12 protein-coding genes are annotated in these 13784 nt (G+C 54.8%); 9 read left to right on the forward strand and 3 right to left on the reverse strand.

Annotation, left to right across the window (positions count from 1 at the left end):
- Nucleotides 1–115 precede the first annotated feature (115 nt).
- The 8 genes from guaD (at nucleotide 116) to RAHAQ2_RS11205 (ending at nucleotide 10687) form a co-directional block, all read left to right on the forward strand.
- Nucleotides 116–1468, forward strand: a complete 1353-nt coding sequence (gene guaD / locus RAHAQ2_RS11170; protein WP_015697331.1) for a guanine deaminase — start codon at nucleotides 116–118, stop codon at nucleotides 1466–1468.
- Entirely contained in the window at nucleotides 1465–2136 is a 672-nt protein-coding gene (locus tag RAHAQ2_RS11175; RefSeq protein WP_015697332.1) for a TetR family transcriptional regulator C-terminal domain-containing protein, read from the forward strand. The genes guaD and RAHAQ2_RS11175 overlap by 4 nt, the downstream gene beginning before the upstream one ends.
- An 11-nt stretch (nucleotides 2137–2147) precedes the next feature.
- A complete protein-coding gene (gene xdhA / locus RAHAQ2_RS11180) occupies nucleotides 2148–3551 on the forward strand; it encodes a xanthine dehydrogenase small subunit (RefSeq protein WP_015697333.1) in 1404 nt (467 codons plus the stop codon).
- Entirely contained in the window at nucleotides 3544–5943 is a 2400-nt protein-coding gene (gene xdhB / locus RAHAQ2_RS11185) for a xanthine dehydrogenase molybdopterin binding subunit (protein ID WP_015697334.1), read from the forward strand. Before xdhA ends, xdhB begins: the two co-directional genes overlap by 8 nt.
- Nucleotides 5944–5953: 10 nt before the next feature.
- Nucleotides 5954–6745, forward strand: a complete 792-nt coding sequence (gene xdhC / locus RAHAQ2_RS11190) for a xanthine dehydrogenase accessory protein XdhC (protein ID WP_015697335.1) — start codon at nucleotides 5954–5956, stop codon at nucleotides 6743–6745.
- Nucleotides 6746–6846: 101 nt separating this feature from the next.
- Nucleotides 6847–7914: an ABC transporter ATP-binding protein gene (locus RAHAQ2_RS11195; protein WP_015697336.1), complete on the forward strand. Its 1068-nt coding sequence runs from the start codon at nucleotides 6847–6849 to the stop codon at nucleotides 7912–7914.
- A 24-nt stretch (nucleotides 7915–7938) separates the two neighbouring features.
- Nucleotides 7939–8937: an ABC transporter substrate-binding protein gene (locus RAHAQ2_RS11200; RefSeq protein ID WP_015697337.1), complete on the forward strand. Its 999-nt coding sequence runs from the start codon at nucleotides 7939–7941 to the stop codon at nucleotides 8935–8937.
- Between the two features lie 19 nt (nucleotides 8938–8956).
- Nucleotides 8957–10687 carry an ABC transporter permease gene (locus RAHAQ2_RS11205; RefSeq protein ID WP_015697338.1) on the forward strand — a complete coding sequence of 577 codons (1731 nt, stop codon included), beginning with the start codon at nucleotides 8957–8959 and terminating at the stop codon, nucleotides 10685–10687.
- 41 nt (nucleotides 10688–10728) lie between these two features.
- Here RAHAQ2_RS11205 and RAHAQ2_RS11210 read toward each other — a convergent pair whose 3' ends face one another.
- Complete coding sequence (locus RAHAQ2_RS11210; protein ID WP_015697339.1) at nucleotides 10729–11337, reverse strand: hypothetical protein; 609 nt, start codon at nucleotides 11335–11337, stop codon at nucleotides 10729–10731.
- A 264-nt stretch (nucleotides 11338–11601) separates the two neighbouring features.
- On the opposite strand from RAHAQ2_RS11210, the gene RAHAQ2_RS11215 reads away from it, so the two are divergent.
- Nucleotides 11602–12297, forward strand: a complete 696-nt coding sequence (locus RAHAQ2_RS11215; protein ID WP_015697340.1) for a GntR family transcriptional regulator — start codon at nucleotides 11602–11604, stop codon at nucleotides 12295–12297.
- 51 nt (nucleotides 12298–12348) lie between these two features.
- Here RAHAQ2_RS11215 and fetB read toward each other — a convergent pair whose 3' ends face one another.
- Together fetB and fetA are read right to left on the reverse strand one after the other, a co-directional pair.
- Nucleotides 12349–13122 (reverse strand): iron efflux ABC transporter permease subunit FetB, encoded by a 774-nt coding sequence (gene fetB / locus RAHAQ2_RS11220; RefSeq protein ID WP_015697341.1) that lies wholly within the window; start codon nucleotides 13120–13122, stop codon nucleotides 12349–12351.
- Entirely contained in the window at nucleotides 13109–13780 is a 672-nt protein-coding gene (gene fetA / locus RAHAQ2_RS11225; protein WP_015697342.1) for an iron efflux ABC transporter ATP-binding subunit FetA, read from the reverse strand. Before fetA ends, fetB begins: the two co-directional genes overlap by 14 nt.
- Between the last annotated feature and the right edge of the window lie 4 nt (nucleotides 13781–13784).

The raw sequence follows: 13784 nt of genomic DNA on the forward strand, positions 1-13784 counted from the left end.
TTTCTGACCAACCGGTCTGACTGTTTAATCTGACCAGTTGGTCAGATTTGGCATAAGCTTTGCAGATGTTCTGTTATCAGTCTTGAAAGATAATGTTGCAGAGAAGGACAATGCCATGAGTCAGATCATCACCCGCGCCATTCGCGGAAATTTCTTCGATATCCGTGAGCCGGTATTACGCCCGGAAGATGTTGAAGCGCAGGTGCGTTATATCGAAGACGGCCTGATGTTGCTCAGTGGCGGCACTGTCATCTGGCTGGGAAGCTGGCAGGAAGGTGAGGGCAAGCTGGCGCAGGCACGTAAAACCGCTGTTCTGGATATTGATGATTATCGCGACAAGCTGATTGTCCCGGGCTTTGTCGATACGCATATTCACTATCCGCAAACCGAAATGATCGGCGCGTACGGCGAGCAGTTGCTCGAATGGCTGACGCGTTACACCTTTCCGACCGAACAACAATATCACTGCGCGGATTACGCCAGGCGCATGTCGAAATTCTTCATCAGCCAGTTACTGCTTAACGGCACGACCACCGCGCTGGTGTTTGGCACCGTCCATCCGCAATCTGTCGACGCCCTGTTTAAGGAAGCGGCCGACATCAATATGCGGCTGGTGGCGGGCAAAGTGATGATGGACAAAAACGCCCCGGACGCCCTGCTGGAAACCCCTGAAGAAAGTGAACGCGACACACGCGGGCTGATTGCGCGCTGGCATAATCGTCAGCGCCTGAGCTATGCGCTGACGCCGCGTTTTGCACCGACATCATCGCCGGAACTGCTGCAAAAAGTACGGCTGCTGAAGCAGGAATTCCCCGACGTGTACATGCATACCCATCTGAGCGAAAACGTCGCCGAACTGTCGTGGGTGAAAGAAATGCACCCTGAACACCAGCATTATCTCGACGTTTATCATCAGTACGGCCTGACCGGCGAGCGCTGTGTGTTTGCACACTGTCTGCATCTGGATGACAGCGAATGGGATTGCCTGCACGACACGGATTCGGCTATCGCTTTTTGCCCGACGTCCAATCTGTTTCTGGGCAGCGGTTTGTTTAATTTGCAGAAATCCTGGCAGAAACAAATCCGCGTCGGCATGGGCACGGACGTCGGTGCGGGCACGACATTCAACATGCTGGAAACGCTGTCAGAAGCCTACAAAGTCGGGCAGCTTCAGCGTTACCGTTTATCCGCATTCGAAGCCTTCTATCACGCCACACTCGGCGGCGCACGGGCGCTGCATCTCGACGATAAAATTGGCAATTTTAACGCCGGTAAAGAGGCGGATTTTGTGGTGCTTGAGCCGGGTGTCAGTGCACTGCAAAAATTACGTGCCACCAACAGTAAAACGCTGGCTGACAAGCTGTTTGTGCTGATGACGCTGGGTGATGACCGCAATGTGTATTGCACCTACGTTGACGGCGAACCGGTTTATGTGCGGGACGCTCAGCAGGAGGAACTCTCAGCATGATGAACAGTGATACCGGCGGCAAAGTCCGCCTTGCCCGTGAACGCACGCTGGAAAATATCCATGCCGCAGCGATTGCAGAGTTCAGCGAAAAGGGTTTTCAGGGCGCGACCACGCAGGCCATTGCCCGGCGTGCGGGGATCAAAAAAGCCCAACTGCATTATTACATCGCCGGGAAAGAGGAGCTTTACGAAGAACTCTTACAGAAAGTGCTGAAAGTCTGGGGCGATATTATTCAGTTTGATCCGTCGCTCAGCGAACCCGAAGCGGTGCTCAGCCGTTATATCCGCAATAAGCTGAATTTCTCGTTTGATCAGCCGGAACTGTCGCGCATTTTTACCAGCGAAGTGCTCGGTGGAGGGCACTATTTGCATAAATACTGGCCGCAGGCGACGCAGAACATTGTTGGCAAAGAGCAACTGATCCATCAGTGGATAGCGCAGGGCAAAATCCGTGCGCTGGATGCCCGCCTGTTCATCATGCATATCTGGGCGGTGACGCAGTATTACGCTGATTTCGCGGTGCAGGTGAAACATATGTACGGCAATTTCGAAGGTGATATGCAGGCGCGTGAACACATCATTGGTGAGGTCACGACACTGATTCTGAATGGCTGTAAAGCCTTTGCTCCCTCCCCTTCGCAGGGGAGGGAGCAAACCAGTAATTTTTGAAGGATATGATCATGATCCAATTTCTGATGAACGGCAGGATCCACTCGGAAAATCTGCCCGCTGACACGACGGTTTTACACTATCTGCGCCGCGATGCAGGGCGTTGCGGCACCAAAGAAGGCTGTGCCTCCGGTGACTGTGGCGCCTGTACGGTGGTGCTGGCAGAAAAGCAGGGTGACCGGTTGCAATACCGCACGGTTAACGCCTGCCTGACGTTTATGTCCGCAGTGCATGGCAAGCAACTGATCACCGTGGAGGATCTCAGACATCGCGGCGAGCTGCATCACGTGCAGCAGGCGATGGTGGATAATCACGCCTCGCAATGCGGCTTCTGCACACCGGGTTTTGTGATGTCACTGTTCGCGATGGAGAAAAACAAGCCTGTTTTTACAGTTGAAAGCGTGCAGGAAACCCTGTCGGGCAATCTTTGCCGCTGCACGGGCTACCGGCCCATCATGGATGCAGCGAAGGCTATTATGGCTGCGCCGCAGGCCGATCAGTTTGATGCTGATGCCCGGCAAACGCTGGAGACACTCGCCGCGATTTGCGCGACGGAACAACCGGTGAGTGTTGATGAACTGGCCGCACGCTATCTTGCCCACCCGGATTCCCGTCTGGTGGCGGGCGGCACCGATCTGGCGCTGGACGTCACGCAGCGTTATCAGCGCCTGCCTGAGCTGATTTCGCTAAGCCATATCCCTGAACTCAAAGCCATTACGCTGACCGGTCAGGCTATTCATATTGGCGCGGCGGCACCGCTCAGCGACTGCATGCCGGTGTTACATGAAGAGTTCCCGGAGTTTGGCGAACTGCTTGAGCGGTTTGCATCACAACAAATTCGTAATCAGGGAACCTTTGGCGGCAATATCGCCAACGCTTCGCCAATCGGTGACGGCGGGCCGGTGTTGCTGGCGCTCGGCGCTTCGCTGTTGCTGCGGCGCGGCGCTGAGCAGCGGGAACTCCCGCTCGATCAGTTCTTCCTGGGGTACCGCAAAACCGCGTTGCAGCCGGGAGAGTTTATCGAGCAAATTCGCATTCCCCGCAACACCCCGGCGGCACGCCAGTTGCGGATTTATAAAGTGTCGAAACGGCTGGAAGACGATATTTCTGCGGTCTGCGCGGCGTTGCATATCGACGTGCAAAACGGTGTGGTGGTGCATGCCCGTGTTGCGTTTGGCGGTATGGCGGAAGTGGCGAAACGGGCCAGCGCCTGTGAAGCGCAGTTACTCGGCCAGCCGTGGCAGACGGCGACCATCGAACGGGCCTGTCAGGCGCTGGAGCAGGACTTCACACCCATCAGCGATTTCCGTGCCAGCCGGGAATACCGCATGCAGGTGGCGAAAAATCTGCTGCGCCGATGCTATATCGAAATGACCTCTCCTGAAACACTGATGCGGGTAACTCATTATGTCTGAATCCAAACCATCACTTTCTCAGGCTGAGATGGAAACCTTGTTTTGTACAGGGTTGCAGAGCGGCGTGGGCAAAAGCCAGAAACACGAAAGCGCGGAAAAACACGTCAGCGGGGAAGCGGTGTATATCGATGACCGGCTGGAGTTCCCTCATCAGTTGCATCTGGTGCCGCTGCTCAGTCCGCACGCGCATGCGGATATTTTGCATATTGATACCGCACCTTGTTACACCGTACCGGGCGTGGTGCGGGTAATGACCGCACAAGATGTGCCCGGCAACCCGGATATTGCACCGCTTACTCATGGCGATCCGCTGATGGCGCAGGGCAGCGTGCAGTATGTCGGCCAGATTGTCCTGGTGGTGGTGGCAACCTCAATGGAAGCCGCCCGTGCCGCGGTGACGCTGGCAAACGTGGAGTATCAGCCGCGTGAGGCGGTGCTGACGGTGAAACAGGCGCTGGCGCTGGAACATTATGTCGAGGAACCGCACCAGCATAAGCGTGGCGATGCTGAGATGGCGCTGGCGTGTGCGCCGCACCGTCTACAGGGTGAACTGGAAATTGGCGGTCAGGAGCACTTTTATCTTGAGACGCAGATTGCCTCAGTAATGCCCGGCGAAGACGGCGCGATGCTGGTGTACAGCTCGACGCAACATCCGACTGAAGTGCAAAAACTGGTGGCCTCGGTGCTGGATTTGCCGATGCATAAAGTTGTGGTTGATATGCGCCGGATGGGCGGCGGTTTTGGCGGTAAAGAGACACAGGCGGCGGGCGCGGCCTGCCTGGCGGCACTGGCGGCACATCTGACCGGACGCCCGGCAAAAATGCGGCTGTCACGTCAGGATGACATGCTGATCACCGGTAAGCGTCATCCGTTTCATGTCAGTTATGACGTGGGCTTTACCGATGACGGGGTGATTCAGGGTATCGACATCAAACTGGCGGCCAACTGCGGTTATTCACTGGATCTCTCCGGCTCTATCGTCGATCGCGCCATGTTCCATTCTGATAACGCGTATTACCTCGGTGACGCGCTGATCACAGGTTATCGCTGTAAAACCAATATGGCGTCGAATACGGCTTATCGCGGATTCGGCGGCCCGCAGGGCATTGTGGCGATTGAGCATATTGTCGATCACATCGCCCGCGAACTGGGGATGGATCCGCTGACGGTGCGTAAAAATAATTACTACGGTCAGGAAACCCGCAACGTGACGCATTATCACCAGCCGGTCGGGCAAAACCTGTTGCAGGAGATGACGCAGCAACTGGAAGAGAGCGCAGAATATGCCGCAAGACGTGACGCTGTCACGCAATTTAACCGCAGTAATCCTTATCTCAAGAAGGGACTGGCACTGACACCAGTGAAATTCGGCATCTCCTTCACTGCCAGTTTTCTCAATCAGGCAGGCGCACTGGTGCTGGTGTATACCGACGGCAGTATTCAGCTTAATCACGGTGGCACCGAGATGGGGCAAGGTCTGAACACCAAGGTTGCGCAGGTGGTTGCTGAGGTATTTCAGGTAGATATCAGTCGTATTCAGATCACCGCGACCGATACCGGCAAAGTGCCCAACACCTCGCCGACGGCCGCTTCATCCGGCGCGGACCTCAACGGTAAAGCGGCGCAAAATGCGGCGGAAATCATTAAAGGTCGCATGGTTGAGATGCTGATGCGTGTTCATGGTGCGCAGGAAACTGACATCACTTTCAGCAACGGTCAGGTACGGGTTAAAAATCAGTATCTTAGTTTTGAACAGGTCGCGACTCAGTGCTGGCTGAATCAGGTGCCGCTGTCCAGTACCGGCTATTACAAAACACCGAAGATTTTTTACGATCGCAGTAAAGCAGCCGGGCATCCGTTCTATTATTTCTCCTACGGCGCGGCCTGTGCAGAGGTGCTGGTCGATACGTTAACCGGTGAATATAAGTTGTTGCGGGCAGACATTCTGCATGACGTCGGCGACTCACTGAATCCGGCGATTGATATAGGTCAGGTGGAAGGCGGATTCGTGCAGGGCATGGGCTGGCTGACCACGGAGGAGCTGGTGTGGAACGACAAAGGGCGCTTAATGACCAGCGGTCCGGCGGCATATAAAATTCCGGCAATTGGCGACATTCCGCAGGATCTGCGCGTGAAACTGGTGGAGAACCGCAAAAATCCGGAAGACACCGTTTTCCATTCCAAAGCCGTAGGGGAACCGCCGTTTATGCTCGGGATTTCCGTCTGGTGTGCCATTAAAGATGCCGTGGCCAGCCTGGCTGATTACCGTGTGCATCCGCACCTCAATGCACCCGCCACCCCGGAAAGAGTGCTTAATGCGATAAATCAGTTGCATTTTAAGAGTGACGTTGTCACTTGTGCTGATAATCCTATCGCAAAAGTTGCCAGCTGAGGAGGTTCTCATGCGTACTGATGACTGGGTCACCCGTTTACATGATCTGCAACGTCGCGGGGAACCGTGCGTGGTGGCGACATTAGTGGAGAATCAGGGCTCCACACCACGTGATGCAGGCAGCAAAATGCTGATCACCGCTGACCAGCAATTTTATACGCTGGGTGGCGGCAATCTTGAGTTTCAGGTGACGGCCATTGCCCGCGAGATGTTGCAGGAGGGCGTGAAAACCAGCCGCTTCGAGCGTTTTTCATTAGGGGCCCGGCTCGGACAATGTTGCGGAGGCATGGCGTCAGTGTTGCTTGAACCGCTGGGGCAACCTCAGCCGCACGTTGTAGTTTACGGTGCAGGTCATGTCGGGCGGGCACTGGTGAATATTCTCACCACCTTACCGTGTCGCATTACCTGGGTAGATGCCCGTGCCAGTGAGTTTCCGGCACGGGTAGACCCGCACGTCACCTGCCTTGTGGATGAGGAACCCGAAAGCACGGTGGCGCAGATGCCCGCTGACAGTTATTTCATGGTGCTGACGCACGATCACCAGCTGGATTTTGCCCTGAGTGAGCGCATCCTGAAGCGCGGCGATTTTCGCTATTTCGGGCTGATTGGCTCGGATACCAAGCGTAAACGCTTTGATTACCGCTTATCGGGGAAAGGGATTTCGGCGGAGCAACTGGCGAGAATGCGTTGTCCGGTGGGGCTGCCCGATGTGCGCGGCAAACTCCCGGCAGAAATTGCCGTGGCGATTGCCGGGGAATTTATCGCCGCATATGGTGCGCACGCGAAGATTTTGCAAACCTGAATGGTTTCACTTCTCAGCCAGTTCATAAAACAGTCACAAAACCGCAGTAATTTGTTTCCTCATTGAACGGGCCAGTGCCGCCTTGAGGAAACATCCGACGCATGTCTGCCATCCAGATTTCCCACCTGAGTAAATCCTTTACCACGCAACCGGTGCTCAATGACGTCTCGCTGCATATTCACCACGGTGAATTTGTGGCGGTGCTCGGCCCTTCAGGCTGTGGCAAAACCACGTTGCTGCGCACCGTTGCCGGTTTCGAACCGGTGAACAGTGGCACCATCACTGTCGGTGAACGTTTGTTTTCATCCACAGAAGTACATGTGCCACCGGAAAAGCGCGAGCTGGGCATTGTGTTTCAGAACTACGCGTTGTGGCCGCATATGTCGGTGGAAGAAAACGTTGCTTACAGCCTGAAAGTGACAGGGATGGATCGCAATGAGCGGCGGACGCGAACGCAGGATGCACTGGCGCTGGTGGGGCTGAGCGATTATGCCCTACGCCGTCCTTCAGATTTGTCCGGTGGGCAGCGACAACGTGTGGCGCTGGCACGTTGTCTGGTCACACGCCCCGGCGTGGTGCTGCTGGATGAGCCGCTGGCGAATCTGGATGTGCATTTACGTGCGGCGATGGAAGAAGAGTTCCGGCGTTTTCATCAGCATACCGGCGCAACGCTTTTGTATATCACCCACGATCAGCAGGAAGCGATGGCGATGGCTGACCGTGTAGTGGTGATGAACGAGGGCAAAGTGATGCAGTTTGCCACGCCGCAAACGCTGTACCGGGAGCCGGCTAACGAGATGGTGGCGACGTTTATCGACGACGGCCGACTTATCCCGGCACAAAATATTCAGCCCGCCGGCAACGGCACTGCCTGGGCTGATGTGTTCGGTATGCGTATCCGCTTACGGGCTTCGGCAGATCAGATAATGGTGAGTGAGGCGCAGGTGTGTGTCCATGCTGCTGATTTACGTTTTGCTCAGAACGGTGAGCCGGGTATCGCTGCACGGGTTACACGGGAGATTTACCGCGGCGGCTATCACCAGATTGACCTCGCGCCAGTCAGTGAGCCTGCACTGAAGCTTTCCCTTCATTCCTCTGTTTCGCTTAACAGTTATTCGGGTGACATTGTCACGTTTGTCATTACCGACGGCTGGATCCTTCCCCAATAATTTTCCCATTCTAAGGACAGGGCTATGCATATTTTAAAAACCATCACGTTATCTTTGAGCGCATTGCTGATTTGCGCCGCGCAGGGACAGGCATATGCTGCCGAAACCGCTTCCGGAAAGCTGGTGGTCTATACCTCCCAGGCGCCGGAAATTGCCCAGCAAACGATTGATGCCTTCAAGGCGGCTTACCCGAACGTGCAGGTGGAATGGACGCGCAACGGCACCACGCAACTGATGAATATTTTGCAAACCGAAATGATGGCCGGAGACGTGAAAGCTGATGTGCTGCTGGTGGCGGACTCCATCAATCTGGGCGCTTTGAAAAAAGACGGCAAACTGATGGCCTATACCGATGCGCTGGTGGGAGATATCAGCCCGGATTTTTACGACAAAGATAAAACCTGGTTTGGGACTAAAATTATCGCCACGGTTATTGCCTATAACACGAAAAACGCCGTACCGGTTGACAGCTGGATGGCGCTGACCGAACCGCAAAACAAAGGTCAGGTGGCGGTGCCAAGCCCGCTGTATTCCGGGGCGGCGTTGTATCACCTGCATACGGCCATTAATACGCCGGATATCGGCTGGGCGTTTTATCAGAAACTGGCGCAGAACGGTATTACCCCTGAAGGCGGCAACGGCCCGGCGCTGAAAGCGGTGGCGAGCGGTATGGCGAAGTACGGCGTGATTACCGATGCTGATATCATCCGCGCTAAAAAGCAGGGCTCGCCGATTGATCTGGTATATCCGAAAGAAGGCGTTTCATTTGTGACTGAGCCGGTAGCCATTCTTGCCGGGGCACATAACGTGCCTGCGGCGAAGGCGTTTGTTGATTTCATGCTGTCACCTCAGGGCCAGCAATGGGTCGCGAAACAAGGTAACCGGCCGATTGATACCCGCGTTGCGGCACCTGAAGGCTTCGCTCCGCTGGATTCGATTAAGCTGCTGACGCTGGATTCGGACAAAGCGGTGGCGGATGATAAAGAAGTTCGCGCCAAATTCACTGAAATCTTCGGCGGCTGACAGCCCAAAGGACAGGCAGATGAGCGTGATGAGTGAAATTCAGCGCCGCGTCACCCCCTCGCGCCGGTTCTGGCCGGGCAGTGAGAAGGGGGTACTTTGGGCTCTGACGCTGTTGATCGGGTTATTGTCGATAGCGCCCCTGATGCGGCTGGTCTGGGCGGCCATTGCCCCGGAAGGTGTGCCGGACATCGCCCGGTTCAGCCATTTACTGGGTACCCGAAAAGTTCTGACCGCCACGCTGAATACGCTGTCGATTGCCGTCATCTCAACCCTTCTGGCGATGGTGCTGGGCACGGTGGCGGCGCTGCTTATCGCACTGACCAATCTGCGCGGTAAGCAGGCCTGGGTATTTACTTTTATTCTGCCACTGATGATCCCGCCGCAGGTGACTGCACTGGCGTGGGTTCAGGCACTTTCGCCATCCAGTCCGGTATTGCAATGGCTGGGGTTAACGCTGCCCGCCGGTTCGCCTTCACCGCTGTATTCGCTGACCGGCATTATTGTCCTGCTGGGATTGCACAATGCACCGCTGGTTTTCCTGATGGTGCGGGCCGGGTTGCGCAGGTTACCGGCCGAGCTGGTGGAAGCCGCGCGCTGTGGCGGGGCACAGCCGTGGCGGGTGTTGTTTACCGTGATTTTACCGCTGGTGCGTCCGGCTATTTTTGCCGGTGCGGCGCTGTCGTTTGTTACCGCAGCGGGTAACTTTGGTATTCAGGCTATGCTTGGTATTCCCGGTCGTATCCCGACGCTGATCACGCTGGTTTACCAGCAACTTAACAGCGCGGGGGCGTCGGCGCTGACGGATATGGCGGTGCTTTCGCTGCTGATTGCCGCGATTACGCTTGCCGGGCTGATGTTCAGCCGCTGGCTGGGCGGGCGGCAGGATGTGCGTGTGACAGGGACGCCGCGTGCGCTGCATCAGTCTCTGGGGCGCTGGCGTTTACCGGTAGAAATGACGGCCTGGTTGTGGATGTTGATGACGCTGTTGCTGCCGCTTTCCGCGCTGATGACCACCTCCCTGACCACGGGTTTTGGTCAGGCGCTGACCCTGCAGAGTCTGACGCTGAGCAACTATGCCAATGCGCTGTTCGGGTATCCGGCAATCCGCCATGCCTTTATGACCAGCCTCGGGCTGACCGTGATAACCGCGCTGATCCTGACACTTTCCTCGTTGTTTCTGGCGTATTTCCTGAGCTGGCAGCGAACGCGGCTGGTGCGTATTTTGCAGCTGTCGACAGAGCTGGCTTACGCGTTGCCGGGGATTGTGACCGGGATTGCGGCGATCCTGTTTTTCCTCAAACCTTTGCCACTGGTGCATATCAGCCTTTACGGCACGGTATGGATTATCCTTGCGGCTTATCTTTCCAGTTTTATGGCTCTGGTGCTTCGTCCGACACTGGCTGGTTTTGCGCAAATCGAGCGTTCGCTGGATGAGGCCGCACAAATATTCGGTGCCGGTTTCCTGCAACGGATGCGCGACATAGTGATGCCACTGGCGGCGCCGTCGGCCATGGCAGGAACGATTCTGGTGTTCCTCACCGCGCTGAATGAAATTCAGGTGTCGATTCTGCTGGTAACCTCCGGCACGCAAACGCTCGGACCGATGATTGTGTTTCTTGATGAGGGCGGTTCTTCCACGCTGGCCGCAGCCGTGGGGTGCCTGATGATTGGTGTGGTGCTGGTCTTTATGCTGCTGGCTTCGCTGTTTGCACGTCGTCTGCCGGAAGGCGTATTGCCGTGGCGCGTCTGAAACGAAAAAGCCTGCTGCACAAACCCGCAGCAGGCAGAATTTTACAGGGTTTTCAGTGGTTCACTGCGCTGCCAGAAGGCAACTGCAGAACCCAGACACAACAGATAACCCATCAGTTCGGTGCCTTCTTCGACAATATTTTTCACTGTCCGCACATATTCGCCCTGCATCACCACTCGCCAGATCATGTTCATCCCAAAGACCCGTGAGAACACCAGGATCAGTACCAGACCGCAAACCATATAATGACAGGCCGGATGAACCAGAAAAGCTGACAATCCGCGCAGGCTGGTTTTCGGCGTGATGCAGGCCCAGGCGATACAATAGGCCGCGAACAGGCTGGCGAAATACACCCATGAGCCATAGTGAATCAGGTCAAACAAAGCATCGAGCTCACGGATCAACATGCAGCTGAAGAATCCGCCAATCAGGATCATGCCTCCGCGCAATGCCGGATGATTTCTGGCCTGTAAGAAAAACAATGCGCTGATGGTCAGCAGTGAAAGTTCCTGAAGAAATTCTGTGGCGGAAATTTCCTGTATGCCGTCTTTAAATACGGCCACATCCAGCCAGATCACCAGCGCGGTACACACGGCTCCCAGTGCTAATAAGATAAAATTGAGTAAGTGCTTCAAAAGAACGTGTTTCATTATTGTCCTGTTTTCAATACGTTGGCATGCATACTTACATGCTCTGAAAATTTGTCTGCGTAGCGTGAGGTATTGCAAGGATACGGAAGGCAATAACAGGGATATTGTGAATGCGTGCGGGAATGATAATTACAATGAATCTTATGTGCTATTTATTGAGATTTGTTACATGATTTGAAAGTGCATATCATTTACTAATGACGAACGCGGGCAGATGGTGATAGGTTGCACGGAAACTGCCAGAAAGAGGCCATTTAGTCATCCATGAGTAATCCAACTACAACCGCCAAGCAGCTGGAAGTTCAGCGCATTGTCGATGTTCTGTCTAAAGCTATCGCGCAGCAACGCCTGCGTCCGGGTACCCGTCTGGTGGAATCACAGCTTGTTGACGCACTCAGTGCCAACCGTAACCACGTTCAGGTGGCGTTACAGCGTCTGGCAATGCAACGCATTGTGACCATCGAACCTAACCGTGGTGCCATGGTGGCGCAACCGACCGCCAAAGAAGCGCGTGAAGTGTTTATTGCCCGTCGTGCTATCGAACGGGCGATTGTTGAGTGCATCGGGCCGGATGTGATCCGGCGTCACCGTCACCGTATTACCGGTCATTTACGCGGAGAACGTGAAGCTGTCCAGTCCGAAGACCGGCGCGCCATTGTGCGGGAGTTGAGTGAATTTCATCTGATTCTCGGGGAAATTTCGGGCAATGATGTCCTGAGTGAAATTCTGTCGAACCTGATGGTGCGCAGTTCCCTGATTGTGGCGCTGTACCAGCGTAACGAAGTGCCGTCGTGCCAGTGTGATGAACATCAGGCGATTATCGATGCGCTCGAAGCGGGGGACAATACGCAGGCGGCGGAAATTATGCAGGAACATCTGGATGACCTGGAAGGGGTGTTGGATCTTGATGACGAGGCCGCCGGAGAGGTCAATCTGCGTCAGGTGCTGTCTGATTTATAACGCCTGAAAAGTCTGCCCGCCGGTTTATTTGCCTGCGGGCAAAGACACGTTTTACGATGATTTCAAATCGCGCAATTGTGCACGGTTATTGTAGAAACGTTTGTAGGCGAGATAGCCGGCAATGATCGTTGATAAACTCGCGGTCGCCAGCAGCATAAACGTCACCATAATCTGATATTTAATGGCTTTCACCGGGTCGATACCCGCAAAAATCAGCCCGGACATCATGCCCGGCAGGCTGACGATGCCGACGGTTTTCGCCGCATCCACGGTCGGGATCATCGCGGCACGAATGCTGTCGCGGATAATCCGGCCGGAGGCCATTTTTACCGGCGCGCCGAGGCTCAGCATCTCGAGGATCTTTTGCTGATTATCCAGAAAACGCTGGTTAAGATTGCTGTAACACAGCCCGACCGCCACCATCGCATTCCCGGCAATCATCCCCGAAATGGGGATCACCTGCATTGGCAGGAATTCGATTGAACCGCTGAGGATCAGAATCATTAATGTCAGTGCGGTACCCGCCGTAATGGCGATAAACGAAATGACAAATCCGTTATCGATATTACGGCTGCGTTTTTTAGCATTCAGCGCGGCATTCACGCAGATAAACAGCACCATCAGTACGGTTAACAGGCTGTTATTAATATCAAAAATGTATTTGAGGACATAGCCGACAATCACCAGTTGTACGATAGCGCGGGCAACGCTCCAGATGATGTCTTTTTCCAGCCCAAGCTTTTCTTTCTTGCTGACGAGCAGGGCGACGACGACCAGGATCAGCGCGAGAGCCAGTGACTGGTTGGTAATATTATGCTGATTCATGCGCCGCGTTTCCTGGTAAATGACGGGACAGGGTAATGACGTTTTTGGCGTGGCGGATTTCGTTCAGGTCATGGCTCACCCATAACACGGCGATCTGCTCTTTCTCAACCAGCCCGGCAATAATGTCGTTGATGTTGATTTTATTCTCTTCATCCAGCGCGCTGGTGATTTCATCAAGCAGTAAAACATCCGGCATAAATTGCAGATTGCGCAGCAACGCGACGCGCTGCTTTTCGCCGCCGGAAAGCTCCTGTGTGCGTTTGGTCAGCATATCTTCGGATAAATTTACCCGTTTCAGCCAGTCGCGAAGCTGCCCGTCATCCGGCTTTTTATTACGGATCTGATAAGGCAGGGCGAGGTTATCGTATACCGTTTCGCCAAACAGCGACGGCGTCTGGAAGCAGTAGGACACGCGCTGACGATACACTTCAGGTTTAATCTGCGTAATGTCTTCGCCTTTGAAATAAAGGATCCCGTCGGTCGGATTTTGCAATGAGGCAATAATCTTTAGCAACGTACTTTTCCCGCTCCCCGAAGGACCGGTCAGTAAGGTAAATTCCCCTGGATTCAGGGTGAGGGAAACAGGTTCAAGCAGCGGGATATGGTTAAGCGTAAAAGAAACGTCTTGCAGACGAAGGAGATCGGTAGGAGTGGTCACGCCT

Origin of the sequence: Rahnella aquatilis CIP 78.65 = ATCC 33071 (genome assembly GCF_000241955.1) — a bacterium.
Classification (GTDB): Bacteria; Pseudomonadota; Gammaproteobacteria; order Enterobacterales; family Enterobacteriaceae; genus Rahnella; species Rahnella aquatilis.

Excerpts from the sequence above, each read along its gene's own strand:
- fetB (WP_015697341.1), bottom strand. The coding sequence starts at position 13,122 with ATGAATCAGCATAATATTACCAACCAGTCACTGGCTCTCGCGCTGATC.
- RAHAQ2_RS11200 (WP_015697337.1), top strand. The coding sequence starts at position 7,939 with ATGCATATTTTAAAAACCATCACGTTATCTTTGAGCGCATTGCTGATT.
- guaD (WP_015697331.1), top strand. The coding sequence starts at position 116 with ATGAGTCAGATCATCACCCGCGCCATTCGCGGAAATTTCTTCGATATC.
- RAHAQ2_RS11195 (WP_015697336.1), top strand. The coding sequence starts at position 6,847 with ATGTCTGCCATCCAGATTTCCCACCTGAGTAAATCCTTTACCACGCAA.
- RAHAQ2_RS11205 (WP_015697338.1), top strand. The coding sequence starts at position 8,957 with ATGAGCGTGATGAGTGAAATTCAGCGCCGCGTCACCCCCTCGCGCCGG.
- RAHAQ2_RS11215 (WP_015697340.1), top strand. The coding sequence starts at position 11,602 with ATGAGTAATCCAACTACAACCGCCAAGCAGCTGGAAGTTCAGCGCATT.
- xdhC (WP_015697335.1), top strand. The coding sequence starts at position 5,954 with ATGCGTACTGATGACTGGGTCACCCGTTTACATGATCTGCAACGTCGC.
- xdhB (WP_015697334.1), top strand. The coding sequence starts at position 3,544 with ATGTCTGAATCCAAACCATCACTTTCTCAGGCTGAGATGGAAACCTTG.
- xdhA (WP_015697333.1), top strand. The coding sequence starts at position 2,148 with ATGATCCAATTTCTGATGAACGGCAGGATCCACTCGGAAAATCTGCCC.
- RAHAQ2_RS11210 (WP_015697339.1), bottom strand. The coding sequence starts at position 11,337 with ATGAAACACGTTCTTTTGAAGCACTTACTCAATTTTATCTTATTAGCA.
- RAHAQ2_RS11175 (WP_015697332.1), top strand. The coding sequence starts at position 1,465 with ATGATGAACAGTGATACCGGCGGCAAAGTCCGCCTTGCCCGTGAACGC.